The following is a 24,157-nucleotide window of genomic DNA, read 5'->3' as shown; positions in this document are numbered from 1 at the left end:
AGGACCGCATGACCACCCCGCCCCTGCTGGCCGAACAGGCCGACCTGAAGGTCGACTACACCGACCCCGACGACCCCGTGCTGATCCGCCCGGACGGCTCGCCCATCGACACCTGGCGGGAGAACTACCCGTACGCACAGCGGATGGAGCGCAAGGAGTACGAGTGGCACAAGCGGCTGCAGCAGATCGAACTGCTGAAGCTGCAGAGCTGGGTCAGGGAGACCGGCCGCCGGCTCGTCATCGTCTTCGAGGGACGGGACGCGGCCGGCAAGGGCGGCACCATCAAACGGTTCACCGAGCATCTCAACCCGCGGGGCGCGAGGGTGGTGGCGCTGGAGAAGCCGACGGAGCGCGAGAGCGGCCAGTGGTACTTCCAGCGCTACGTCGAACACCTGCCCACCGCCGGCGAGATCGTCCTCTTCGACCGGTCCTGGTACAACCGGGCCGGTGTGGAGCGGGTGATGGGCTTCTGCTCGGACGACGACTACCTGCGCTTCATGCGCCAGGCCCCCTTGTTCGAGCGGATGCTGGTGGACGACGGCGTCGACCTGGTGAAGTTCTGGTTCTCCGTCTCGCAGAGCGAGCAGCGCACCCGCTTCACGATCCGTCAGGTCGACCCCGTACGGCAGTGGAAGCTCAGCCCCATGGACCTCGCGTCCCTGGACCGCTGGGACGACTACACCGCGGCCAAGGTCGCCATGTTCCGGGAGACGGACACCGAACACGCGCCCTGGACCGTGGTGAAGAGCAACGACAAGAAGCGCGCCCGCGTCGAGGCGATGCGCAGCGTGCTGGCCCGCTTCGCCTACTCCGACAAGGACGAGGAGGTCGTCGGCCGCCCCGACCCCCGCATCGTGGGCGCGGCGGCGGGCCTCCTGGAGGCAGGCGAGGACGACCACGCGGACCGGCCCGGCTAGACCCCGAAGCACGTCGTCGCGTCGGCGACGAGGACTCCCACGAGCAGCGCCAGAGCGGCCGGCTCGCCCTGAAGCGCTGCGATTCCGGCCGACTTCCAGACCGGGGCAGGCATGGGGGCTTCCGATCGGCGGGGTGGTGGCGGGGATGTGCGACCGGTGTCACGGTCCGTGCGGTGCCGTGCCGGGCATGACGAAGGGGCCCGGTCGAGCGGAAGACGACCGGGCCCTCGGAAGTTCGTCAGGCCTTGTGTCAGGCCTTCTTGGTCTCCCAGTAATGGGCCGGGTCGGTGACCTGCGGGGAACTTTCCTGTGGGGCGCTGACCTGGCCTTTTGGGGATGGGTGGCGATGGGGTGCGACGGTCTTGAGCGGGTGTTCTGCGGACTGTGTGCGGACTGGTCGCCGGGCTTCTGAGCGGCCTACCTCTCGGTTTCCTCTCCGCCTTCAGCCTCGTCCGGGCCCCAGTTGGTCTCCTTGATCTCCGTCAGCAGTGCCTTGCGCTCCCGATGGGACAAGGACTCGCCATTGACACTGTGCATACCCCATGGAATGGGGCATGGCCCGTCGTGGCCCGGGTCGGGGCACAGCACTTCGACGATCCGGTCCATCACTTCTTCGTGCTGTGCGGCTGTTGCGATGAGCGCGATCTTCACTTGCCAGAGTTTGGGCTGTTCTGGAGTGTCCTGGGTCGGGTCAGGCAAGACTGTTGTCCTCTGTCCATGGGCGGGGCGGGATAGCACGCTTCCACGGCCCGGTACCGGTAGCCGCGGAGGAGTGCGGTGCCTCCCGGGACACCCATCCCGGGAGGCACCGCTGAGGCTGGGCCGACGCGTCATAGGCGCGCGTCAGCCGGGTGGGTCAGGGACTGCAGCCGCACCAGCTGCCGTAAGTGCCCCTCCATACTTCGCTGTGGAACATGATGCCCCACGAGTAGTGATTGGCGCGTCGCATCCAGTTGGGTGCGTTGTGCCGGTGGATGTTGCGCGGGCTGTAGTTGCCGTCCCACCATTGGCGGAGCGAGCTCTTCGTGCAGTCGTACGCCCTGCAGTGCCGGGGATAGCAGCCGCGCGGAGCTTGTTGCCCTGCGTCCCGCTTCGCGTCTCTGGCGGCGGCTTCCTGGCTGTGGCCTGACCCTGCCCCGTAGATGTATCCGGTGCAGTGTGCTCCCCGGCCGGCCAGCTGGCACTTGGCCTTGCACTTCCACTTGCGGCCGTCGAGGTCGTTCTTATTGACGGGGTCGCCCGGGTATCCGTAGCGGTTGTCGCCGCCACCGAAGACCGGGTCCACAGAAAGGAAGCGTCCGGTGGTCGGGTCGTACAACCGGATGCCCATGAGCATGTCGCCGGTGATCGTCTCTCCGGACCGCTGCCGGACCCCCAGCCATCCGTACCGGGAAGCTGTCGCGTCGGCGCGTACATTGCCGTACTCGTCGGTGTCGAGCGCGATCGGTGCCACAGACGAGTCGAGGGGTAGTTGCAGCGCCACGTCGCCATGAACTGTGGAGAGCTGCAACACCGTGTCGCCAGCAGCGCTCGTCGTGGCGGCCAGTCCTCCTTCCAGTGCAGAGACATTGCGGGTGACGGCGCCAGTCGCGTTGTCCTCCACGATCCACCGTGGGCTGTCGGAGTCGCAGTCGTAGTGGTTCGTCTTGCTGCCTACCTGGGTCCAGGTCCCGGACGTCCTGTCCTCAACGGTCCAGGTGCGGAACCGCAGTGCGGAGTCGATGTCCCAGGTCTGTCGTTGGGTGCCCGCCGTCAGTTGTCGCGCGATGTCATTCGCGAAATAACCAACTGTGACGGAACCCGGCAGCGTGGTGGTACGGCTGAAGGCGTCGTAGACGTAGCCCGTTGCGACGACGCGGTCGGCCGAGTCGTACGTTGTGGTGACTGCTGTTCCGCCCGAGGTCGGGCAGTCCTCGCCCGGTCCGCCCGCCACCGTGTTCAGTGTCTTGCGGTTGGTGCGGGCGTCAAAGCCGTACGCACGGCGGGTGCAAACGGTATCTGCGGTGTCCTGGACCTGCGTCAGGCGGCCTGCTGCGTCGTAGGTGTAGTTCTGGTCGGACCAGCCCGCGTTGCGGGTCGTCTGGTCGTGGACGGATTCTGCGACGCCGTTGCTGTAGACGAGCGCTCCGTCGCTGTCGCGAGTGTAGGAGCGTTCGACCGGCGTACCGGTGGTGTCGGTGCGTATGGCCAGGGAGTATCCGCCAGGCAGTTTCTCGCCGACCAGGAGCCCGTCGGGATCGTAGGTTCCTGTGAAGGATCCGGCGGCGGAGTCAGTGATCGTGGTGGCCAGTCCGCGCGGCTCCACAGTCTGGTCGTAGGTATAGGTCTGGGTGGAAGGCACGCTGTCGGTGACCTTCACCGGCCGATCCAGGCGGTCGTACTCGGTAATTGTGGTACCACCGTCGGCGTCCTTGTACGAGATGAGGCGTCCGAGAGTGTCGTAACCCTTGGTGATCGTCCCGCCGGACGTGGAGGTCACGGATATGACGCGCCCCGTGGAGGCGTCGTACGTGGTCGTGGTGGACGGCACGGCCTGGCCCAGGCCACCGCTCACCGTGACGATCGATGCACGACCGGCAGTGTCGTAGGTCGTGGTGGTGGTGCGTGTGGTGCTGTTGGCCGTGTTGGTGATCGATGCGGTGTTGCCCCAGGAGTCGTACTCGTAGGTGGCCATTTGGTTGGGATTGCTTCCGCCGCCTGTGATGGCGCCGCCGGGCCCTGAGGAGCAGAGCAAGTCGGCCCACTCTGGACGGCCGGCGCAGGTACCGGTGCCGGTGGCGGTGGCGGACCAGAAGGTGGTCACCTGGGTGGCGGTGTCACTCTCGGCCGCGCCGGGAGGGATCTGTTTCGTCACCTGGCCCTTGTCGTCGTACTGGTAGCTGGTGGTGAGGGCGAGACCGGCCGGGTCCTGGATCTTCTTGAGCGGTACGCCGCGTGTCCAGTCGTAGACGGTTTGCGTGACACGGGCGTCGCCCTGGACGGTGGGGTGCTCTCGCACCTGGACCCCGAGGGTCGTGCGGGTGATCTGGTCCCGCACGTTAGCCGTGCCGTCGGTGGGACGGTCGGTGTCGTATTCCTTCACGGTCCAGCTCCGGCCAGTCACGGAGGTACCGGTCGAAGCCAGGGTGGTTGTACCGGACTTGAGATCGGAGGTGAGGTCGATGCGTCGCAGCGGACCGAACTCCTGAAGTTCACGGACGCCTGTGTCGTTGTAGACGGTGATCGTGGACAGGAGCAGGGCACGCTCCGCGGAGCCGAGCTGTCCGATGCCCAGGTCCGCCTGGACCGTCTTGTTACCGGCGGTCAGCCCCAGGGCGACCGACCGGTTGGCTGCAGTGAGTTCTCGGACGGTGTTGCCGAAGCGGTCCGATTCGGCGGTGGAGATGTGTCCGCCTGGGGTGGCCTCATTCACTGTGTGGCCGGACGCGTCCAAATAGCTGATGGTGGCGCGACCGTAGGCTGTGGCTGCGAGACCAGCACCGGTTGAGGAACTGGGTACTGAGTCGGCAGGAAAAACAGCGGTGGCATCCGTCGGCGCGTCCGTTTGGGCCCACGCCTTCACATCGCTGGCGCCCATCTTGTAGGGGGCTGCTGTCCCGGTGAGAGGGACGCCATAGACCAGCGTAGTCACGGCGTTGCCGTCGACCGTGTTCGCGGTGCCCTGCTTGAGCGCGGGGCGCGATGCGTTGAGCAGCATTCCTTCCCCTGCGACCGCCGTGTCACCGGCCTTGCCGTAGGTGAAGGTCCATGGCTGCTCGGTGGTCGACTGGTATCGGACGACCCGTCCGGATGCGTCGTAGGAGTACTGCGTCTGGGTGTCTTGGCTCAGCCTCGGGTTCCACTGCTGGCGCAACTGCCCATTGGTGTCGTAACGGTAAGTCGCGACGGACAGTGCCGTCGACGACGTACCGCCCTTGCCAGTGGCGTACAGCCGGACGTCCTTGACCTGTCCTGTGTAGTCGCCGAAGGCCGTCTGAGTTGCGGTGGTTGAGGTTGCATAGACGAACTCCAGTACGCGGCAACCCTTCGTGGTGGGTGTGGACAAGCAGGTGGCGTTGTCGACTGCAGAGGTCGGAGCCACGATCCGTACCGGTCGTGCCAGGGTCTTGCCGCCTTGGACGACCGTTTCGGATTTGATGGTCGTGCTGGTCGTGGCGAGGCCGTCGAGGCGCGAGGTGGTGACCTGCCAGGCGTCCATTGAGGAGTCGGGCTTGGCGAACTCGGTGATAACGCCTTCACCGTCGCGGAGGGCGAACGAGGCGCTCACGCTGCCAGTCAGGGTGAGATCCGCCGCCCCGGGCTCCGGAACCCAACCGGTGCGGCCCGCGTTCGCAGTGAAACCGACCTTGGTGCCGTCGGTCTTGATAAGGGTGACGGCTGTGTCGGACACGCGGCGAAGGAAAGAGTAGTCCGACTCCGTGAGCTCTGCGGTGACCCCGGAAACCCAGGCGGAACCGAAGAGCGGTACCTGTCCTTCCTGTTCGGCGCCTTCGGTGGGCGTGCGAGAGGAGGCGGTGCGGGTGACGGTCATGCCGTAGTAGGCCACGTCGGAGGCAGAGAGGGTGTAGTCGCCGGTGAGCAGATTGACCGAGCCGGGGCCGACCTCCTGTACCGCAGCGGTGTCAGCAGTGCGGTCGACGACCACGGTCAGCGGTCCTGAGCTGCCCGAGGCACTGTTCGGGCCGGTGAAGTCGGCCTTGATCTGCACCGTGCCGTCCGGGTTGACGGTACTGGAGGCATCCCAGACCAACTGAGCGTTCTTGCCGTTAGTCAGCGGCACCGGCCATGCCGTCAGCGTGCCGCCGCCAGAGGCAATGTCACCGACCGGGATCTTCACCCAACTGTCCGCCTCGGAACGGCGCCAGGAAAAAGAGACGCTGTTGTACTTGCCTGAGTCGGCCTCGGCGGTCAGCGGCAGTCGGCGCGCGGTGCGCTCGCTGTCGGAGGGCTCGATGAAACCGCCCGGTCCGGCGTGGAAGATGTATTCGATCGGCTCGGACTTGTTGTCCGCCTTGTCCACCGCGCGGACCTGGAGGGTGTGCGTGCCGTCTTTCGGAGGGGTGACGCTGATGGCCTTGGCGGCCGTCGACCCGCCGGTGGAGACCTTGGTCCAGGTCACACCGTCCAGGGACCACTCCAGCCAGTTGTGGTCCGAGGCTGGCGGGGTGACTGTGACCGTGCCTGCCTGGCCCGCGCCCTTGACCCAGGAACTCGACGGATAGTCCGTGGAGACGATCTTCGTCGGGGCGGACGGGCCGGATCACCCTCCCGCCCATGCCGGACGAGGAGGTTACCCCGCCCACGGTCGCGCAGGTCGAGGCCATGGCCCGCGTGATGCCGCCGTACATCCGCGCGGCGATCGTCACCCTTGCCGGATCAGGCTTGCGAATAGGCGAGTTGCTCGGCCTGAAGGTGTCGGACGTCGACTTCAAGGCTGGCACCATCCGCGTCGAGCGGCAGCGCCTCCAGTCCGGGAAGATCGGCCTGCCGAAGACCGCCAAGTCGCGGCGTACGGTCCCGGTCGGCGAGGTCGTCACGGACGCTCTCCTCGCGCACCTCGCCGTGCGCCCCTCCAAGCAGTGGCTGTTCACGATGGAGGAGGGCGAGCCCCTCAACTACCGCCGCTGGAAGACGGAGTGGAACTGCGCTCGCAGGACGCTCCAATCAGCGGAGAACGAGGCGGCCGAGCGCGAGGGCCGCAAGCCCGTCGAGCTGCCGCACATGGTGACCCACGACCTGCGCCACTTCTACGCCTCCGCCCTCATCGCCGGCGGTGCGAGCGTCAAGCAGGTCCAGCTGGTTCTCGGCCACGCGTCCGCCGTCATCACACTGCGGATCTACGCGCACCTGTGGCCGGGAGAAGAAGACCGCACCCGGACCGTCATGGACGCCGTGCTCGGCGGCCTGCGGACCGGGTGCGGACAGGTAGGCGATGCGACCCGCGAAACCGCAGGTCAGACGGCCTAGCCATAGATCAAGCCTTCTTGGTCTCCCAGAAGATCTTGTCGATCTGGGCGATATAGTCGAGGGCCTTCTGGCCGGTGGCCGGGTCGGTGGACGCCTTGGCGGCCGACAGGGCCTTCAGGGTGTCGTTGACCAGCTGGTGCAGCTCCGGGTACTTCTCGAAGTGCGGGGGCTTGAAGTAGTCGCTCCAGAGCACCGAGACGTGGTGCTTCGCGAGCTCGGCACGCTGCTCCTTGATGACGGTGGCACGCGCCTGGAAGTGCGGGTCGTCGTTGCCGGCCATCTTCTCCTGGACGGCCTTCACGGACTCCGCCTCGATGCGGGCCTGGGCCGGGTCGTACACACCGCAGGGCAGGTCGCAGTGCGCGCTGACCTTGACCTTGGGGGCAAACAGGCGGGAAAGCATGAAGCATTCCTTCCTCGTGATCGTCTTCTCAGGTGCGACATTACTCCTTGGAGAAGGCGATTTGGCGAGTGCCCCCCAGGGCTTAGGACAAAAGTCCGGGGTCAGACTGAGACTGGTGGAGGAACGGACAGGGGAGGTGCCGGGGATGCCGGAGCTGTCGCAGGACATCGAGCGCGGAAAGCCGCTGCTGCCCTTCGGGGTGGCCGAGGTGACCGGCCCCTCGATGGTGCCCACGCTGCATCACGGGGACCGCCTCGTGGTCCAGTACGGAGCCAGGATCCGCCCCGGCGACGTGGTGGTCCTGCGACACCCCTTCCAGCAGGACCTGCTCGTCGTCAAGCGGGCCGCCGAGCGCCGCGAGGGCGGCTGGTGGGTACTCGGCGACAACCCTTACGCGGGCGGCGACAGCACGGACTACGGCACCGTCCCGGAGGACCTCGTGCTGGCCAAGGCGCGCTTCCGCTACCGCCCGCTGCCCCCTCGGCGCTCGCCGTTCGCGCTCGTGCGCTGGGCGCTGTCGGCCGCCAGGCCCGTCCTGTCCGACCGGTCCGCCTCCAGGCGCTTGCGGGCGCGGTAGGCCGCCACGTTCGCCCGGGTGGCGCACCGGTCCGAGCAGTAGCGCCGGGAGCGGTTGGTGGAGGTGTCCAGGTAGGCGTTGCGGCACGGCGTCGCCTCGCACAGGCCCAGCCGGTCCACGCCGTACTCCGTGAGATGGAACGCCAGGCCCATCGCCGCGATCGCCGCGTAGCCCGCCGTCGCGTTGGAGGGGTGGTCCGCCAGGTGCATGTGCCACAGCGGGCGGCCGTCGTCGTCGCGGTGGTCGTGCCCGGAGATCTGCGGGCTCACCGGGAACTCCAGCAGCAGCGAGTTCAACAGGTCCACCGCCAGCGTCTCGTCGCCCTTGTCCGCCGCCTCGAACACCGACCGCAGCCGCCCCCGGACCGAACGGAAGCGCGTGACGTCGGCGTCGGTGGCCCGCCGGGCCGCCGACTGGTTGGCGCCGAAGAGGTCGCGGACCGCCTCGATGGAGGTCAGGGAGTCCTTGCCCCGGGCCGGCTCCTCGGTGTTCACGAGGCGTACGGCGTAGTCCGAGTAATAGGCCAGTTCCACTTGTAGTCCTTACCGAGGCGCTCTATGGTCATGGGCGGGATAAGTAACGGCTGCCTACGCTCCCAGGGTATTACGCAGCGGGCGTTCCGCGGCCGAACGGAGAAGGGGACTCCATGACCACCACGACCGGAACCGGTACGACGGGCACCGACTGGCAGGCCTGGCAGCAGAGCTGGGACCGGCAGCAGGAGTGGTACATGCCGGACCGCGAGGAGCGCTTCAGGACCATGCTGGACATGGTCGAGGCCTTCGTCGGCCGCGAGCCGCGCGTCCTCGACCTGGCCTGCGGCACCGGCAGCATCACCGCCCGCCTGCTCGACCGCTTCCCGGACGCCACCAGCACCGGCGTCGACCTCGACCCGGCCCTGCTCACCATCGCCCGCGGCACCTTCGAGGGCGACGAGCGCGTCACCCTCGTCGAGGCCGACCTCCAGGACCCGCGCTGGCCGGAGCGGCTGCCGTACGACACCTACGACGCGGTGCTCACCGCCACCGCCCTGCACTGGCTGCGCAGCGACCCCCTGACGGTCCTGTACGGCCGGATCGCCGGGCTCGTCCGCCACGGCGGAGTGTTCATGAACGCCGACCACATGCCCGACGACACCACGCCCCGGATCAACGCGACCGAGGCCACCCACAGCCGCGCCCGCATGGAGCGCTCGATGCGCGACGGCGCCCTCGACTGGGCCGAGTGGTGGGCCCTGGCCGCCAAGGACCCGGTCCTCGCCGCCCCCACGGCCCGCCGCTTCGAGATCTACGGCTCCCACGCGGACGGCGAGATGCCCTCGGCGGCCTGGCACGCGCGCGTGCTGCGCGAACAGGGCTTCGGTGAGGCCCGCGCGGTGTGGGCGTCCCCGTCGGACACGCTGCTGCTGGCCCTGAAGTAGGTGCCCGACGCGAAGGGGCGGTACGGGAGTTCCGTACCGCCCCTTGGCCGTCGTACCGCCGGAGGAGCCTCAGCGGACCCTCAGCGGACCTTCAGAGGAACTTCGGAGGACCTCAGAGGACCTTGGACAGGAACGACTGCGTCCGTTCGTGCTGTGGGTTCGTCAGGACCTCGCGGGGGTGGCCCGACTCGACCACCACGCCGCCGTCCATGAACACGAGGCTGTCGCCGACCTCGCGGGCGAAGCCCATCTCGTGGGTGACGACGACCATCGTCATACCCGACTCGGCGAGGTCGCGCATGACGTCGAGCACGTCACCGACCAGCTCCGGGTCGAGGGCCGAGGTGGGCTCGTCGAAGAGCATCAGCTTCGGGTCCATCGCGAGCGCCCGGGCGATCGCGACCCGCTGCTGCTGGCCGCCGGAGAGCTGCGAGGGGTAGCTGTCGGCCTTGTCGGCCAGGCCCACCCGGTCAAGCAACTGCCGGGCGCGCTCGCGGGCCTCCGCCTTGTTCTGCTTCTTGACCTGGACCGGCGCCTCGATGACGTTCTCCAGCGCGGTCATGTGCGGGAACAGGTTGAAGCGCTGGAAGACCATGCCGATGTCCCGGCGCTTGAGGGCCACCTCGCGGTCCCGCAGCTCGTACAGCTTGTCGCCCTGCTGGCGGTAGCCGACCAGCTCCCCGTCGACGTACAGCCGGCCCGCGTTGATCTTCTCCAGGTGGTTGATGCAGCGCAGGAAGGTCGACTTGCCGGAGCCGGAGGGGCCGATGAGGCAGAACACCTCGCCCGACCTCACCTCCAGGTCGATGCCCTTGAGCACCTCGAGCGGACCGAAGCTCTTGTGCACGCCCTCGGCCTTGACCATCGCGGTGGACCTGTCGCGGGGGACGGCGTCCGTCTTGCCCGGCTTGTCGGTCATGCCGTGACCTTCCTGCTCGAGAAGGTCGTCAGGTGCGCCCTGACCTTCTGCCACGGGGTCGGCGGCAGGGCGCGGCTCGAACCGCGCGCGTAGTACCGCTCGATGTAGTACTGGCCCACGCTGAGCACGGACGTCATGATCAGGTACCAGGCCGCGGCGAGGAAGTACATCTCCACCGGGGCGCCGGAGTTCTGGCCGATGTCCTGGGCGTAGCGGAACAGCTCCGGATACTGGACGGCCGCCACGAGCGAGGTCGTCTTCAGCATGTTGATGACCTCGTTGCCCGTCGGCGGCACGATCACGCGCATCGCCTGCGGGATGACGATCCGGCGCAGCGTCCTGCCGTAGCTCATGCCCAGCGCGTGGGCCGCCTCGCTCTGGCCCTCGTCGACGGCGAGCAGGCCGGCGCGGCAGATCTCCGCCATGTACGCGGCCTCGTTCAGACCGAGGCCGAGCAGCGCCGTCAGCAGCGGCGTCATGAAGTCGGACCAGTAGTTCTTGTAGATCGGCCCGAGGTTGACGTACTCGAAGACCAGGCCCAGGTTGAACCAGAGGAACAGCTGGACCAGGACCGGGGTGCCGCGGAAGAACCAGATGTAGAACCAGGCGATCGACGAGGTCACCGGGTTCTTCGACAGCCGCATGACGGCGAGGATGATGCCGCCGACGATGCCGATCAGCATCGACAGGACCGTCAGCAGGAGGGTCTTGTAGACGCCGGTGAGGATGCGGTGGTCGAAGAAGTAGTCCGGTACCGCGTGCCAGTTGATCTTGCCCTGGCCGAACGCGTAGATGATCGCGACGAGGATCGCGATCGCGATGACGGCGGTCACGTACCGCCCGTAGTGCCGGACCGGGATGGCCTTGATGGCCTCCGGTCCGGCTGACGGCGAGCCCTTCGGCCCGGCCGTCCTGTCGATGTCAGAAGTCACGGGTGTTGCCTCTCAGTGCCCGCCGGGCGCGATCACTTGCCGCCGTTGATCACGGACTCCTTGACGGCGCCGTCCTGCGCGCCCCACTTGGCGAGGATCTTCTCGTACTCGCCGCTCTTGATGACCGCGTTCATCGCGGCCTGCAGCGCGTCGCGCAGCTGGGTGTTGCCCTTGCCGACCGCGATGCCGTACGGCGCCGCCTCGACCTGGTCGCCGACGATCTGGAAGTCCTTGCCGCCGCCGGAGGTCTTCACCGCGTACGCGGCGACCGGGAAGTCGGAGGAGGCCGCGTCCGCGCCGCCCGAGCGCAGTCGGGTCTGGGACTGCTGGTCGTCGTCGAAGGGCTCGATGGTGAGCTTCTTGCCGCTCGGGCACTTCTTCGCCTCGGCCTTGGCCAGGTCCTCGGAGACGGTGCCGCGCTCGACGGCGAGCTTCTTGCCGCACAGGTCGGACCAGGAGGTGATGCCCTTGGTGTCGCCCTTGCGGGTGTAGATCGACACGCCGGCGGTCAGGTAGTCGACGAAGTCGACGCCCTCGCCGACCTTCTTGCCGGTGTCGGGGTCGACGCCCTCCTGCCGGTTCTTGTTGTCCGTCATCGCGGACATCGCGATGTCGTACCGGTTGGAGCGGATACCGGTGAGCAGGGCGTCGAAGGTGCCGTTCTGGAAGTCGAACTTCACGCCCAGCTGCTTGCCCATGGCGGCCGCGAGGTCCGGGTCGAGACCGACGACGTTGCCGGAGCTGTCCTTGAACTCGACCGGGGCGTAGGCGATGTCCGAGCCGACCCGGATGACGCCCTTGTCGCGGATCGAGGCGGGAAGCTTGCTCGCCAGCGGGGCCGAGCTCGCCTGCGCGCTGTTGCTGCTGCCGCCCTTGTCCTTGTTCTTGGTCTGGTCACCGCAGCCGGTGAGAATCAGGGCGCCTGCGACCGCGATCGCACCGACCGCGGCCAGACGGTGGTGCGCGGCGGTCGTACGACGGGTGGAGCTTGCGGTCATCTTGGGTTCCTCCGGCGGATGGGTGGAGTTGCCGATGGGTCGACGAGAACACACACCTTCGGGTGTCGCGACCTCGTGGGTTTACCGCATCCTGCCATTCGGACGGAGCCGTTCAGGGGGCCGAAGATGTCAAAATCGGATAACGGGTGACCTCCGAACCGCCTCAGGTCAGGACAACATGGCAGGACCATCTGCGGGAATCCCTCATTCCGGCCGGAGGATCTCCGGCGTGTCTCGGGATGCGGAACGGGGCCGGGAGGCGTTGATCACTGTTCGACCGCCGGTCAGGCGATCGTCGAGGACGTGTACGCACAATTCGTGACGATTCTCTTCCCCTGTGCGTCACCTTCAGTGCCCGGAGTGTGACCTAGCGCTTAATGGACTCGTCCTCGACGCGGTCGTCCGGTAAGAAGGTTCTTTACACCCCTCATCCGGGGCTCGAGGCGCGTGTGCGGCGCGCCCGTCGCGTATGACCCGTACGCATCAACAGATCGGGGCATGCGCGGTCCCGCCCACTTCTCACCAGGAGTGGCCACCCTCAGACCAATGAAGATTTAAGGGGTAAAACAAAGTGGCAGCGGAGATCGTCAATCCTCGCAGCGACAGCAGTACGGACCAGGACGGCAGGGCGGAGCCCCTCGATTCGTTCGATCCGGCGTTCGCGCTGCACCGTGGCGGCAAGATGGCCGTGCAGGCCACCGTGCCCGTCCGGGACAAGGACGACCTGTCCCTCGCATACACACCCGGCGTCGCGCGCGTGTGCACCGCGATCGCGGAGAAGCCGGAACTCGTCCACGACTACACGTGGAAGTCGTCCGTGGTGGCCGTCGTCACCGACGGTACGGCCGTGCTCGGACTCGGGGACATCGGCCCCGAGGCCTCCCTCCCGGTGATGGAGGGCAAGGCGATCCTGTTCAAGCAGTTCGGCGGCGTGGACGCCGTGCCGATCGCGCTGGACACCACCGACGTCGACGAGATCATCGAGACCGTCGTGCGGCTCGCTCCGTCCTTCGGCGGGGTCAACCTGGAGGACATCTCGGCACCCCGGTGCTTCGAGATCGAGCGCAGGCTCCAGGAGCGGGTCGACATCCCGGTCTTCCACGACGACCAGCACGGCACGGCGGTCGTGACGCTGGCGGCCCTGCGCAACGCGGCCCGGCTCACCGGGAGGGGGCTCGCGGACCTGCGGGCCGTCATCTCCGGTGCCGGCGCGGCGGGTGTCGCCATCGCCAGGATGCTCGTCGAGGCCGGTATCGGCGACGTCGCCGTGGCGGACCGCAAGGGCGTCGTCTCGGCGGACCGGGACGACCTCACGGACGTCAAGCGCGAGCTCGCCTCCTTCACCAACAAGGCCGGTCTCACCGGGTCGCTGGAGGCGGCTCTGGAGGGCGCGGACGTCTTCATCGGCGTCTCCGGCGGTACGGTCGCGGAGGAGGCCGTCGCCTCGATGGCCGAGGGCGCGTTCGTCTTCGCCATGGCCAACCCCAACCCCGAGGTGCACCCCGACGTCGCGCACAAGTACGCGGCCGTGGTGGCGACCGGGCGGTCCGACTTCCCGAACCAGATCAACAACGTGCTGGCGTTCCCGGGGATCTTCGCGGGCGCGCTGCAGGTGCGGGCCTCCCGGATCACCGAGGGGATGAAGATCGCCGCCGCCGAGGCGCTGGCGGGCGTGGTGGGGGACGACCTCGCCGCGGACTACGTCATCCCGTCGCCGTTCGACGAGCGGGTGGCTCCGGCGGTCACCGCCGCGGTGGCCGCCGCGGCCCGTGCGGAGGGCGTCGCCCGCCGCTGACGCGCGGTCGGCCCGGCATGGCCTCGCCCGTTCGGGCGGGGCCATTCCTTTACCCGCCCGCACGTTCACTCGGGTGACGGAGGAAGGGTGACGAGGGCTGGGTGACGAAGGAAGGGTGACGAGGGACGGGTGACGCCGGGCGGGTGGCGGCCGGGCGCGTGACAGGAAGGCGCGTGTGGCAAGAGGGCGTGTGTCACAGGGCCATACGGTTCCGTCGGTTCCGGTCGGCGCCTATCGTCAAGGTCATGTTCGCCGTCTACGCCGCCCGAATCGACCGCGACCAGCCGCTCAACGGCCTTGAACTGGGGGAGCGTCCGGCTCCCGAGGCCCGGCCCGGCTGGAGCACCGTCAACGTCAAGGCCGCCTCCCTCAACCATCACGACCTCTGGTCGCTTCGGGGCGTCGGCCTCCCGGAGGACCGGCTGCCGATGATCCTCGGCTGCGACGCCGCCGGCGTCGACGAGGACGGCAACGAGGTCGTCCTGCACTCCGTGATCGGCCAGAGCGGGCACGGGGTCGGCCCCAGGGAGCCGCGCTCCATCCTCACCGAGCGCTACCCGGGCACCTTCGCCGAGCAGACCGCCGTGCCCACGTGGAACGTCCTGCCCAAGCCCAAGGAGCTCTCCTTCGCGGAGGCCGCGTGTCTGCCGACGGCCTGGCTGACGGCCTACCGCATGCTCTTCACCAACGCCGGTGTACGGCCCGGTGACTCGGTTCTCGTGCAGGGCGCCGGCGGCGGTGTCGCGACCGCCGCGATCGTGCTCGGCAAGGCCGCGGGGCTGCGGGTGTTCGCGACGAGCCGGGACGAGGCCAAGCGGAAGCGGGCCGTGGAGCTGGGGGCCGTGGAGGCGGTGGAGTCGGGGGCCCGGCTGCCGCAGCGCGTGGACGCCGTCATCGAGACCGTCGGCGCCGCCACCTGGTCGCACTCCGTCAAGTCCCTGCGCCCCGGCGGCACGCTCGTGATCTCCGGCGCCACGAGCGGCGACCGGCCCTCGCACGCCGAACTGACCCGTATCTTCTTCCTCGAACTCAAGGTCGTCGGCTCGACGATGGGCACCAAGGACGAGCTGGAGGACCTGCTCTCCTTCTGCGCCGCCACGGGTGTGCGCCCCGTCATCGACGAGGTGCTGCCGATGGACCGGGCCCGGGAGGGCTTCGAGCGGATGGAGTCCGGGGAGCTGTTCGGAAAGGTCGTCCTCACCAACGACTGACCGTCTCTGTCGCTTCGTCAGCCGACGGCCGGCCCGTTTTGTCGGGCCGGCCGTCGACGTTTGTCAACCGGGGTTGACGCGGCCCTGATGTCAACGTAAGTTGACAACATGACCGAAGCAACGGATCTCGCCGAGCGCGCCGGCGACCGCGATCCACGGGTCGGACTGCGCGCCGTCGCCGCCCTGCGCAGGCTGCTGGAGCAGTTGGAGGCGGTGCAGGTGCGCAGTGCGCGCAACCAGGGCTGGTCGTGGCAGGAGATCGCCGCGGAACTCGGAGTCAGCAGGCAGGCCGTGCACAAGAAGTACGGGAGGCATTGATGTTCGAGCGGTTCACGAGGGACGCCCGCGAGGTGGTGCAGAGCGCGGTCGAGCACGCGGAACGGACGGGAGCACGGACCGTCGACCCCGACCATCTGCTGCTGGCACTGCTCGACAGGGAGGGGAGCAGGGGCTCGTTCGCGCTCACCTCGCTCGGGTTGGACGGTGAGCGCAGGGAGTCGGTACGGCGCGCGGTGACCGAGGCGCGTCGGCGGGCCGGCCTGTCCCGGGCCGAGGCCGACGCGCTCGCCGGGCTGGGCATCGACGTGTCGGAGATCGTCGCCCGGGTCGAGGAGGTGCACGGCGTCGGGGCGATGTCCGGCGACCGCAGGGACAAGGGGTGGTGGTCGCAGGGGCGCCGCACCTTCGGGCGGGGCGCCAAGCAGGTCCTCGAACGCGCCCTCCGTTCGGCCGTCGCCCTTGGCGACCGGCACATCGGCGACGAGCACCTCCTGCTGTCGCTGACCCTGCTGCCCGGCGTCCCCGCCGAGGTCCTCGCCGACCACGGGGTGACGTACGAGGCGCTGTCCCGGGTCCTCCATGGCGGGCCCGGCGAGGCGAAGGCCGGCTGAACCGCCCCTGCGGGCGGGGCGGTTGGGCAGTCGGCGGCCACCCCCTGGGGTGGAGCGCCGTGAGGATGGGCCGGCCCTTCGAAGAAGCACCCGTGCCCGAGAGCGTGTCCCAGTCGGCCCGCACCCGTATCCGGGCCGGCGCCTGCGCCGGTGCCCGAGCCCACGCCGGTGTTCGCGCCTCCGTCTCCGCGCCCGTGCCGGTATCCGCGACCCGTCTCCGCGCCCCCGTCTCCGAGCCCGTGCCCGCGCTGGTGTCCGCGCCTGTGCCCGCACGGGTGTCCGGGCCGGCGCCCGAGCCCCTGTCCGAGCCCGTGCCCGCGCCCGCGCTGGTGTCCGCGCCTGCGCTGGTGTCCGCGCCTGCGCCCGGGCCTGTGTTCGTGCCCGTGCCTGCGCCGGGGCCTGTGCCCGCACCGGTGTCCGGGCCGGCGCCTGCGCCCGTGTCCGCGCCGGCGCCTGCGCCCGTGTCCGCGCCGGTGTCCGAGCCCGTGTCCGGGCCTGTGCCCGCACCGGTGTCCGGGGCCGGCGCCTGCGCCGGTGTCCGGGCCGGTGCCGAGCCCGTGCCCGTGCCTGCGCCCGCGCTCGTCTCCGCGCCCGAGCCTCTGCCTGCGTGCGTGCTCGAGTCCGGGCCGCCGGTGTTTGGCCCGACGGACGGGAGGAGTGCCCCCTCTGGCAGTGCGGCTGGTGCCGGTCTGACAGAGGGGCGCAGTCCTCGGCCTCAGCTTCTTGGTGAGCGCAGTATCGCGCCGATGTGCGCCGCCGCCGTGGACAGATGGCGGCGGGCGTCGCGGAGCTGGTCGTCCGTGACGCCGTGGTCGCGGGCGGCGTCACGGATGTCGTCCCGGAAACGGTCGAGCAGACGGTCGAGGTCGCGGGCCGGTTCCCCGGTGGCGTCCTCGTGCGCCCAGGCCGGCTCGTACTCGGCGGGGAAGTCCTCGGGCGTCTGCGAGTACTCCGGGCGTGGCGCGGAGGTGCCGCTGCCGCCCCGCCCGAAGCCCAGGTCCTTGCCGAACTCCTTGCCGAAGTTCATCCCGAAGTCACCGAACTCCTTGGCCAGTTCGGTCAGCCCCTCGCGCACCCCGGCCGGCCAGTCACCCCGCGCGAAGTGGTCCTGTACCTGGTCCTGCACCCGCTTGGCGATGCGCTGTACCTCCTCCTGTGCCTGCGCCCGGGCCCGCTCCTGCGCCTCCTTGGCCTGACGCCGGGCCCGCTGGGCCTCCTCGCGCGCCCGCCGGCTCTCGTCCTTGGCCCGCCGGGCCTGCTCCTTCCACTCCTGCTTGACCCGCCGCATCTCCTCCTTGGCGGCCTGCCAGGACTCCTTGTCGGAGTACTCGGCGAAGTCCCCCAGCGGACCGTCCTGCCGGCCGCGCCCCCTGCCACCGGGACCGCTGCGGGCCTCCGAGGCCGCCGCCCGCATCTCGCGCCGCAGATCGCCCGCGGCGCCACGCACATCGGCCTGGATCTCGGCGGCGAGCTCCGCCACCGACTCGCGGATCTCCAGCTCCAGGTCGGCCAACTCACCGCTGCGGTCGGCCAGTTCGGCGCGGCCGGCGTCCGTGATGGCGTACACCTTGCGGCCGCCCTCGGTGGTGTGGGTGACCAGGCCCTCGGCCTCCAGCTTGGCGAGGCGGGGGTAGACGGTGCCGGCCGACGGTGCGTACAGCCCCTGGAACCGCTCCTCGAGGAGACGGATCACCTCGTAGCCGTGGCGCGGGGCCTCGTCCAGCAGCTTCAGCAGGTAGAGGCGCAGGCGGCCATGGGCGAAGACGGGGGGCATGTCAGAGCACCTTCTTGTCGGTTGTGCCGTCGGCCGGGGCGTCGCTCGCGCCGTCGCCCTGGCCGGAAGCGGAATTGTCCCCCGAGTCGCCGTGTCCTTGGGCCTCGGGGGTGTCCGCGGGGCCGGTCTGCCCGCTCGCGTCGGAGGTCCCGGGGCCGGAATCCGGCGGAGTGTCCTCGACCAGCGGGCCGATGTCCTCCGGCTCCACGTCCCACGGCTCCTCCTCGACCGGTGGCCGGCGCAGCAGGGCGATCGAGCCCGAGACGGTCGTGGCCTTCAGCCTGCCGTTGCCCGCGCCGAGCCGGCCGGTGATGCGCTTGGCGCCCCACTGGCCGCTGACCCGCAGGTCCTCGAAGGCGTTGGAGACCGAGCCGCTCGCGGTGTTCGCCTCCACCTCGGCGTCCGCTGGGTGCGGCAGCCGGATGGCGATCTCGCCCGAGACGTTCGCCAGGGTGATGTCGGTCGGCCGGCTCGTCGGGTCCAGGTCGACGATCATCGAGCCGCTCACCGAGTCCGCCTTGACCGAGGAGCCCGCCTCCACCACGGTCAGATCGCCGGAGACGGAGTTGAAGCGGAGGTCGCCGCGCAGGGCCTGGGCTTCCACGTTCCCCGAGACGGTGTCGGCGCGCACCGGGCCGGTGAGTCGCACGAGTGTGGTGTCGCCGGTGACGCCCTTGACCTCTGTGCGGCCCTCGATGCCGGAGACCACGGCCGCGGCGCCGACCACGCCCACCTCCACGCGGGTGTCGGCCGGCACGGCGAGGGAGACGACGGCGCTGCGCCGCCAGCCCTTGCGGTCGAGCCACTTGAGGAAGCCCTTCCAGGGAAGGTCGTCGTAGGCGACGGTGAGGGTGCCGCCCTGCTGGGTGACCACCAGGGGCGGTCCCTCGATCTCCGAGACTTCCAGACGTGCGGAACCTTCGTCCGTGCCCACCACGTTCACCGTTCCGTTGACGATGCGGACGTGCAGTTCCCTCACGGGCTTGTCGAACGTGAGCTTCCTCGGCTCCCCGACGGACCACTCGGACATGATGCGGACCTCCCCGTCCCAACGCGCCATATCGCGTCTTCTGCTATTCACGATATATCGCGGACACGGAAAGTCAAGACACCTTTTCGGGGTAGCTCACAACAGGACCGAAGGGGCGAACCGCTCTAGCGTGTGAGCATGTCGAGGGAGGCCTTCCGCACCGGTCCGGCCGCCGGGTCCGCGCCCGGCGCCCTGTTGCTGTGCCGCGCCGTGCCGGAGTCCGTCGTCCCCGCGGCCCAGCTCCTCCGCGAGGACATGCTGCTCACCCGGGCCGGTGACGACTGGAGCGTCCTGGTCCCGGAGGGCACGCCCTGGCTGACAGGCGGGGAACCCGTCGACCGTGTCCTGACCGGCTGGGCCACCGCCCTCGCCGTGGGCGCGCCCTGGCCCGTGCTCGCCCTGTGGTGGGACGCCGACCGGGCCGGTTACGTCCTCGCGTCCGGCTTCCGCCGCCCCGTCGGCTATGTCTGGCTCGCCAACGGCACGCCGGCCGGCGAGGACGAGGCGATGCACACCTTCGCCGCTCGCCTGGGCCTGGATCCGGTCCTGGACGTCCAGGCGCTGGACCGTCTCACCGAGCCCGCCCGGCTCGCCGACGCCCGGGCGCGTCTGCGCGCCCTGCTCGCCGTCCTCACGCGCGCGGGAGTGTCGCTGCCGGAGGGGATGGCACCCGGCGACCCCACGGACCGCCTCCGCGAGGCGGCTGGCGCCGCACCGGACGCGCGCCCGGTCGAGTGGCCGGGAAAGCGCGGGACGCCCGCCGCGCACCCGAAAACGACCGACGCGAGCTTGGAAGCGACCGGCGGGAGCATGGCCGGCGCGAGCTTGGAAGCGGCCGGGCAACGCCCGGACCCGACGGGCGTTCCTCCGGAGGAGACGGGCGTCCGCCCGGGATGGAGCGGCGCGAGCTTGGAAGCGGCCGGCGCGAGCTTGGCCGGCGCGAGCCTGGAAGCGACCGGCGCCCACCCGGAGGCGACCGAGGCCGTCCGCCCGGCCCCCTGGCTCCCGTGGCCCGGCACGCCCGGCTCCCGGGCCCTCGCACTGGCCCAGGTGGCGGCGGGCATTCCGCTCACGGTCTGGGGTGTGCGACGCCGCAGTGCCGGCTGGATCACGGCGGGAACGCTGCTGCTGGCGCACGGGGCGCTGGGACTGACGTACGAAACGGTGTGGCCGTGGGACTGACGACCTCCGTCCACCACGACCGGACACCGAGACAGAGCCCGCACCCGAGCTACGACCGCATATCGAGACAACGCCCCGCCCCCGAGCTACGACCGGCTACACGTAGCCCGCGTTCATGAGCGCCGCGAGCGGCTGCCACGCATCGCCCCGGGTGACGGGCGCCGCACCCGGGCGGTCACGCGGGCCCCGTCAAAGGCCCCTGGAGACCCGCAACCTGTGACCCCGCAGCCCCCGGTGACGGGCGCCGCGAGCAGCTGCCACGCATCGCCCCGATTGACGGGCGCCGCACCCCGGTGGTCACGCGGGCCTCGTCAACGCCCCCCCGCCCCGCGGCCACGCACCCCGCGGGTGACGAGCGTCGCGACCGGCGGCCACGCGGTCCCCTCCCCGTCAAACGCCCCCGCGCCCCGCAGCCACCCGCGCCCGTGTCAAGGCCCCCGCGCCCCCCTCAACGCCCCCGCGCCCCATCCCTACTCGTCGTCCTCGTCGTCGAGGCGGGCCAGCCAGGTGGCCAGGCGTTCCACCGGTACCTCGAAGTCCGGGTTCAGGTCGACGAACGCTCGCAGTTGCTCGGCGAGCCACTCGAAGGTGACCTCCTCCTCGCCGCGCCGCTTCTCCAGTTCTTCGATGCCTCGGTCCGTGAAGTACATGCCGTCCAGGATAGGGGTGCGCAAACGGCAGGGCCGCACCCCCACCAGGGGGTGCGGCCCTGCCGCGTGCTGTCCGCGGAAGCGGTTACGCCTCGAACACCTCGCGCACCAGCTGCTCCTGCTCCGCCTGGTGCCGCTTGGCGGAACCGACGGCCGGCGAGGAGCTGTGCGGGCGGGAGATCCGGCGCAGGCGCTCGCCCGCCGGGATGTCCGCGCCGACCGCCAGGTCCAGGTGGTCGATCAGGTTCAGGGCGATGAACGGCCAGGCGCCCTGGTTGGCCGGCTCCTCCTGCGCCCAGAGGTACTTCTCGGCGTTCGGGTACTTGGCGATCTCCGCCTGGAGCTCGGCACCCGGCAGCGGGTACAGCCGCTCGATGCGGATGATCGCGGTGTCCGTGACGCCGCGCTTGGCGCGCTCGGCCTCCAGGTCGTAGTACAGCTTGCCCGCCACGAAGACGACCTTGCGGACCGCGGCCGCGTCCACCGTGGAGTCGCCGATGACCGGGCGGAACTGACCCGAGGTGAACTCCTCCGTCTTCGACGCGGCGGCCTTCAGACGCAGCATCGACTTCGGGGTGAAGACCACCAGCGGCTTGTGGTGCGGGTTGTGCACCTGCCACCGCAGGAGGTGGAAGTAGTTCGACGGGAGGGTCGGCATCGCGACCGTCATGTTGTTCTGCGCGCACAGCTGGAGGAAGCGCTCGACCCGGGCGGACGAGTGGTCCGGGCCCTGGCCCTCGTAGCCGTGCGGGAGCAGGAGGGTGACGCCGGACGTCTGGCCCCACTTCTGCTCCGCCGCCGAGATGTACTCGTCGACGATCGTCTGCGCGCCGTTGACGAAGTCGCCGAACTGCGCCTCCCACAGCACGAGCGCGTCGGGCCGGGCCAGCGAGTAGCCGTACTCGAAGCCCATGACCGCGTACTCGGAGAGCAGGGAGTTGTAGACGTTGTAGCGGGCCTGGTCCTCGGCGAGGTACTGCAGCGGGGTGTACTCCTCGCCCGTCTCGCGGTTGATGAGGACCGCGTGACGCTGGCCGAAGGTGCCGCGCTGGGAGTCCTGGCCGGAGAGCCGGACCGGGGTGCCCTCCAGGAGGAGGGAGCCGACGGCCAGCGTCTCGCCCATGCCCCAGTCGATCGTGCCGTCCTCGACCATCGCCGCCCGGCGCTGCAGCTGCGGCAGCAGACGCGGGTGGACGTGGAAGGTGTCGGGGATGTTGACCTGGGACTCGGCGATCCGCTTCACGGTCTCCGTGGAGATCGCGGTGTTCACGGCGACCGGGAACTCCGCCTGCGGGTCCGACACCGGGCCGGAGGCCGGCTGGGAGGTGACGGCCTCGCGGACCTCCGTGAAGACCTTCTCCAGCTGGCCCTGGTAGTCCTGCAGGGCCTGCTCGGCCTCTTCCAGGGTGATGTCGCCGCGACCGATCAGGGACTCGGTGTAGAGCTTGCGCACCGAGCGCTTCTTGTCGATCAGGTCGTACATCAGCGGCTGGGTGAAGGCCGGGTTGTCCGACTCGTTGTGACCGCGGCGGCGGTAGCAGATGAGGTCGATCACCACGTCCTTGTTGAACGCCTGGCGGAACTCGAAGGCGAGCCGCGCGACGCGGACCACGGCCTCCGGGTCGTCGCCGTTCACGTGGAAGATCGGGGCCTCGATCATCCGCGCCACGTCCGTCGCGTACATCGACGAGCGCGAGGACTCGGGGGCCGCGGTGAAGCCGACCTGGTTGTTGATGACGATGTGGACCGTGCCGCCGGTGCGGTAGCCGCGCAGCTGCGACATGTTCAGCGTCTCGGCCACCACGCCCTGGCCCGCGAAGGCCGCGTCGCCGTGCAGGGCGACCGGCAGGACGGTGAAGTCCGTGCCGCCCTTGTTGATGATGTCCTGCTTGGCGCGGGTGATGCCCTCGATGACCGGGTCGACCGTCTCCAGGTGGGAGGGGTTGGCGGCCAGCGAGACCTTGATCTGCTCGCCGTCCAGGCCGGTGAAGGTGCCCTGGGCGCCCAGGTGGTACTTCACGTCGCCAGAGCCGTGCATCGACTTCGGGTCGAGGTTGCCCTCGAACTCGCGGAAGATCTGGGCGTACGACTTGCCGACGATGTTGGCCAGCACGTTCAGCCGGCCGCGGTGGGCCATGCCGATGACGACCTCGTCCAGGCGGGACTCCGCCGCGCTGTCGAGGACCGCGTCCAGCAGCGGGATGACGGACTCGCCGCCCTCCAGGGAGAAGCGCTTCTGGCCGACGTACTTGGTCTGCAGGAAGGTCTCGAAGGCCTCCGCCGCGTTCAGCCGGCGCAGGATGCGCAGCTGCTCCTCGCGCTCCGGCTTGGTGTGTCCGCGCTCCACGCGGTCCTGGATCCACTTGCGCTGCTTGGGGTCCTGGATGTGCATGAACTCGATGCCGGTGGTGCGGCAGTACGAGTCGCGCAGCACGCCGAGGATGTCGCGCAGCTTCATCATCGACTTGCCGGCGAAGCCGCCGACGGCGAACTCGCGCTCCAGGTCCCACAGGGTGAGGCCGTGCTCGGTGATGTCCAGGTCGGGGTGCTTGCGCTGGCGGTACTCCAGCGGGTCGGTGTCGGCCATGACGTGGCCGCGGACCCGGTAGGAGTGGATCAGCTCGAAGACGCGGGCGGCCTTGGTGACGTCGTCGTCGTGGCTGGCGTCGATGTCCTTGAGCCAGCGGACCGGCTCGTAGGGGATGCGCAGGGCCTCGAAGATGTCGTCGTAGAAGCCGTTCTCGCCGAGGAGGAGGTTGGCGACGGCGCGCAGGAACTCGCCGGAGGCGGCGCCCTGGATCACCCGGTGGTCGTAGGTCGACGTGAGCGTCATGACCTTGGAGATGCCGAGCTTGTTCAGGGTGTCCTGGCTGGTGCCCTGGAACTCCGCCGGGTAGTCCATGGAGCCGACGCCCATGATCACCGACTGGCCGGGCATCAGACGCGGCACGGAGTGGACCGTGCCGAGGCCGCCCGGGTTGGTCAGGGAGACCGTGACACCGGTGAAGTCGTCCATCGTCAGCTTGTTGTCGCGGGCGCGACGGACGATGTCCTCGTAGGCCTGCCAGAACTCGAAGAAGTTCAGCGTCTCGGCCTTCTTGATGGCGGCCACGACGAGCTGGCGGTCACCGTTGGGCTTCACCAGGTCGATGGCGAGACCCAGGTTGACGTGCGGCGGCTTGACCAGGGTCGGCTTGCCGTCCTTCTCGCCGAACGACCAGTTCATCGACGGCATGGCCTTGATGGCCTGCACCATCGCGTAGCCGATCAGGTGCGTGAAGGAGATCTTCCCGCCCCGGGCGCGCTTGAGGTGGTTGTTGATGACGATGCGGTTGTCGAACAGCAGCTTCACCGGGACCGCGCGGACCGAGGTGGCGGTCGGCAGCTCCAGGGAGGCGTTCATGTTCTTCGCGACGGCGGCGGCGGGACCGCGCAGCGTCACCAGCTCCGGGCCCTCCGGGGCGGCGGGCGCGGGCTTGGCGGCCGGCTGGG

Annotated in this window: 18 protein-coding genes and 2 pseudogenes; 9 read left to right on the top strand and 11 right to left on the bottom strand. The window is 69.6% G+C overall.

Annotated elements, in window-relative coordinates; genetic code table 11:
- Nucleotides 1-8: 8 nt before the first annotated feature.
- Nucleotides 9-917, top strand: coding sequence for a polyphosphate kinase 2 (gene ppk2, locus MKW14_RS37140; protein WP_240870612.1), 909 nt, complete (start codon nucleotides 9-11; stop codon nucleotides 915-917).
- A 417-nt stretch (nucleotides 918-1,334) separates the two neighbouring features.
- Here the strand turns inward: ppk2 and MKW14_RS37135 are convergent, their stop codons facing one another.
- The gene (locus tag MKW14_RS37135; protein WP_240870610.1) at nucleotides 1,335-1,568 is read right to left on the bottom strand and encodes a hypothetical protein; all 234 of its coding nucleotides are present in this window, start codon (nucleotides 1,566-1,568) and stop codon (nucleotides 1,335-1,337) included.
- A 547-nt stretch (nucleotides 1,569-2,115) separates the two neighbouring features.
- Nucleotides 2,116-6,171, bottom strand: a pseudogene (locus MKW14_RS37130) (RHS repeat protein); the annotation flags it as partial.
- A gap of 2 nt (nucleotides 6,172-6,173) precedes the next feature.
- Between MKW14_RS37130 and MKW14_RS37125 the strand changes: the two are divergent.
- Nucleotides 6,174-6,884, top strand: a pseudogene (locus MKW14_RS37125) (site-specific integrase); the annotation flags it as partial.
- 7 nt (nucleotides 6,885-6,891) lie between these two features.
- On the opposite strand, the gene sodN reads toward MKW14_RS37125, so the two are convergent.
- Nucleotides 6,892-7,287, bottom strand: coding sequence for a superoxide dismutase, Ni (gene sodN / locus MKW14_RS37120; protein WP_004983535.1), 396 nt, complete (start codon nucleotides 7,285-7,287; stop codon nucleotides 6,892-6,894).
- A gap of 145 nt (nucleotides 7,288-7,432) precedes the next feature.
- Here sodN and sodX point away from each other — a divergent pair, with 145 nt between their 5' ends.
- On the top strand, nucleotides 7,433-7,864 hold the full coding sequence (gene sodX / locus MKW14_RS37115) for a nickel-type superoxide dismutase maturation protease (RefSeq protein ID WP_240870693.1): 432 nt from the start codon (nucleotides 7,433-7,435) through the stop codon (nucleotides 7,862-7,864).
- On the opposite strand, the gene MKW14_RS37110 is transcribed toward sodX, so the two are convergent.
- Complete coding sequence (locus MKW14_RS37110) at nucleotides 7,750-8,397, bottom strand: CGNR zinc finger domain-containing protein (protein WP_240870606.1); 648 nt, start codon at nucleotides 8,395-8,397, stop codon at nucleotides 7,750-7,752. The two genes, sodX and MKW14_RS37110, sit on opposite strands and share 115 nt — an antisense overlap.
- Before the next feature lie 113 nt (nucleotides 8,398-8,510).
- Between MKW14_RS37110 and MKW14_RS37105 the strand changes: the two genes are divergently transcribed.
- Complete coding sequence (locus MKW14_RS37105; RefSeq protein WP_240870604.1) at nucleotides 8,511-9,284, top strand: class I SAM-dependent methyltransferase; 774 nt, start codon at nucleotides 8,511-8,513, stop codon at nucleotides 9,282-9,284.
- A gap of 112 nt (nucleotides 9,285-9,396) precedes the next feature.
- On the opposite strand, the gene MKW14_RS37100 is transcribed toward MKW14_RS37105, so the two are convergent.
- The 3 genes from MKW14_RS37100 to MKW14_RS37090 are packed head-to-tail and all read right to left on the bottom strand — an operon-like array spanning nucleotide 9,397 to nucleotide 12,133.
- The gene (locus MKW14_RS37100; RefSeq protein WP_165954883.1) at nucleotides 9,397-10,149 is read right to left on the bottom strand and encodes an amino acid ABC transporter ATP-binding protein; all 753 of its coding nucleotides are present in this window, start codon (nucleotides 10,147-10,149) and stop codon (nucleotides 9,397-9,399) included.
- 50 nt (nucleotides 10,150-10,199) lie between these two features.
- Complete coding sequence (locus tag MKW14_RS37095) at nucleotides 10,200-11,135, bottom strand: amino acid ABC transporter permease (RefSeq protein WP_240870602.1); 936 nt, start codon at nucleotides 11,133-11,135, stop codon at nucleotides 10,200-10,202.
- 32 nt (nucleotides 11,136-11,167) lie between these two features.
- Complete coding sequence (locus MKW14_RS37090; protein WP_240870600.1) at nucleotides 11,168-12,133, bottom strand: ABC transporter substrate-binding protein; 966 nt, start codon at nucleotides 12,131-12,133, stop codon at nucleotides 11,168-11,170.
- Between the two features lie 571 nt (nucleotides 12,134-12,704).
- Between MKW14_RS37090 and MKW14_RS37085 the strand changes: the two genes are divergently transcribed.
- The 4 genes from MKW14_RS37085 (at nucleotide 12,705) to MKW14_RS37070 (ending at nucleotide 16,029) form a co-directional block, all read left to right on the top strand.
- Nucleotides 12,705-13,928: an NAD(P)-dependent malic enzyme gene (locus MKW14_RS37085; protein ID WP_240870598.1), complete on the top strand. Its 1,224-nt coding sequence runs from the start codon at nucleotides 12,705-12,707 to the stop codon at nucleotides 13,926-13,928.
- A 245-nt stretch (nucleotides 13,929-14,173) separates the two neighbouring features.
- Nucleotides 14,174-15,139, top strand: a complete 966-nt coding sequence (locus MKW14_RS37080) for a zinc-binding dehydrogenase (protein WP_240870597.1) — start codon at nucleotides 14,174-14,176, stop codon at nucleotides 15,137-15,139.
- A gap of 108 nt (nucleotides 15,140-15,247) precedes the next feature.
- Nucleotides 15,248-15,457, top strand: coding sequence for a helix-turn-helix domain-containing protein (locus MKW14_RS37075; RefSeq protein ID WP_016437953.1), 210 nt, complete (start codon nucleotides 15,248-15,250; stop codon nucleotides 15,455-15,457).
- Entirely contained in the window at nucleotides 15,457-16,029 is a 573-nt protein-coding gene (locus MKW14_RS37070; RefSeq protein WP_240870596.1) for a Clp protease N-terminal domain-containing protein, read from the top strand. Before MKW14_RS37075 ends, MKW14_RS37070 begins: the two co-directional genes overlap by 1 nt.
- 715 nt (nucleotides 16,030-16,744) lie before the next feature.
- Here MKW14_RS37070 and MKW14_RS37065 read toward each other — a convergent pair.
- Together MKW14_RS37065 and MKW14_RS37060 are read right to left on the bottom strand one after the other, a co-directional pair.
- A complete protein-coding gene (locus MKW14_RS37065; RefSeq protein ID WP_240870595.1) occupies nucleotides 16,745-17,803 on the bottom strand; it encodes a PadR family transcriptional regulator in 1,059 nt (352 codons plus the stop codon).
- Nucleotide 17,804: 1 nt separating this feature from the next.
- Nucleotides 17,805-18,833 carry a DUF4097 family beta strand repeat-containing protein gene (locus MKW14_RS37060; RefSeq protein ID WP_240870594.1) on the bottom strand — a complete coding sequence of 343 codons (1,029 nt, stop codon included), beginning with the start codon at nucleotides 18,831-18,833 and terminating at the stop codon, nucleotides 17,805-17,807.
- Between the two features lie 138 nt (nucleotides 18,834-18,971).
- Between MKW14_RS37060 and MKW14_RS41825 the strand changes: the two genes are divergently transcribed.
- Entirely contained in the window at nucleotides 18,972-20,015 is a 1,044-nt protein-coding gene (locus MKW14_RS41825) for a hypothetical protein (RefSeq protein WP_240870593.1), read from the top strand.
- 470 nt (nucleotides 20,016-20,485) lie between these two features.
- Here MKW14_RS41825 and MKW14_RS37050 read toward each other — a convergent pair whose 3' ends face one another.
- Nucleotides 20,486-20,665, bottom strand: a complete 180-nt coding sequence (locus MKW14_RS37050; protein ID WP_153482227.1) for a DUF6104 family protein — start codon at nucleotides 20,663-20,665, stop codon at nucleotides 20,486-20,488.
- Nucleotides 20,666-20,750: 85 nt separating this feature from the next.
- Nucleotides 20,751-24,157: multifunctional oxoglutarate decarboxylase/oxoglutarate dehydrogenase thiamine pyrophosphate-binding subunit/dihydrolipoyllysine-residue succinyltransferase subunit (locus MKW14_RS37045; protein ID WP_240870592.1), on the bottom strand; the 3,407-nt coding region annotated here is incomplete at its 5' end.

This window comes from Streptomyces gilvus, from assembly GCF_022513565.1.
GTDB classification, from domain to species: domain Bacteria; phylum Actinomycetota; class Actinomycetes; order Streptomycetales; family Streptomycetaceae; genus Streptomyces; species Streptomyces gilvus.
The sequence above is the reverse complement of the archived record's forward strand: the minus strand, read 5'-3'. Positions and strand labels throughout refer to the sequence as shown.

Bases quoted from the DNA above. Each gene is read 5' to 3' on its own strand.
- MKW14_RS37080 (WP_240870597.1), top strand. From the start codon at position 14,174: ATGTTCGCCGTCTACGCCGCCCGAATCGACCGCGACCAGCCGCTCAAC.
- sodN (WP_004983535.1), bottom strand. From the start codon at position 7,287: ATGCTTTCCCGCCTGTTTGCCCCCAAGGTCAAGGTCAGCGCGCACTGC.
- MKW14_RS37090 (WP_240870600.1), bottom strand. From the start codon at position 12,133: ATGACCGCAAGCTCCACCCGTCGTACGACCGCCGCGCACCACCGTCTG.
- MKW14_RS41825 (WP_240870593.1), top strand. From the start codon at position 18,972: ATGTCGAGGGAGGCCTTCCGCACCGGTCCGGCCGCCGGGTCCGCGCCC.
- ppk2 (WP_240870612.1), top strand. From the start codon at position 9: ATGACCACCCCGCCCCTGCTGGCCGAACAGGCCGACCTGAAGGTCGAC.
- MKW14_RS37060 (WP_240870594.1), bottom strand. From the start codon at position 18,833: ATGTCCGAGTGGTCCGTCGGGGAGCCGAGGAAGCTCACGTTCGACAAG.
- MKW14_RS37105 (WP_240870604.1), top strand. From the start codon at position 8,511: ATGACCACCACGACCGGAACCGGTACGACGGGCACCGACTGGCAGGCC.
- MKW14_RS37050 (WP_153482227.1), bottom strand. From the start codon at position 20,665: ATGTACTTCACGGACCGAGGCATCGAAGAACTGGAGAAGCGGCGCGGC.
- MKW14_RS37075 (WP_016437953.1), top strand. From the start codon at position 15,248: ATGACCGAAGCAACGGATCTCGCCGAGCGCGCCGGCGACCGCGATCCA.
- MKW14_RS37070 (WP_240870596.1), top strand. From the start codon at position 15,457: ATGTTCGAGCGGTTCACGAGGGACGCCCGCGAGGTGGTGCAGAGCGCG.
- MKW14_RS37065 (WP_240870595.1), bottom strand. From the start codon at position 17,803: ATGCCCCCCGTCTTCGCCCATGGCCGCCTGCGCCTCTACCTGCTGAAG.
- MKW14_RS37100 (WP_165954883.1), bottom strand. From the start codon at position 10,149: ATGGTCAAGGCCGAGGGCGTGCACAAGAGCTTCGGTCCGCTCGAGGTG.
- sodX (WP_240870693.1), top strand. From the start codon at position 7,433: ATGCCGGAGCTGTCGCAGGACATCGAGCGCGGAAAGCCGCTGCTGCCC.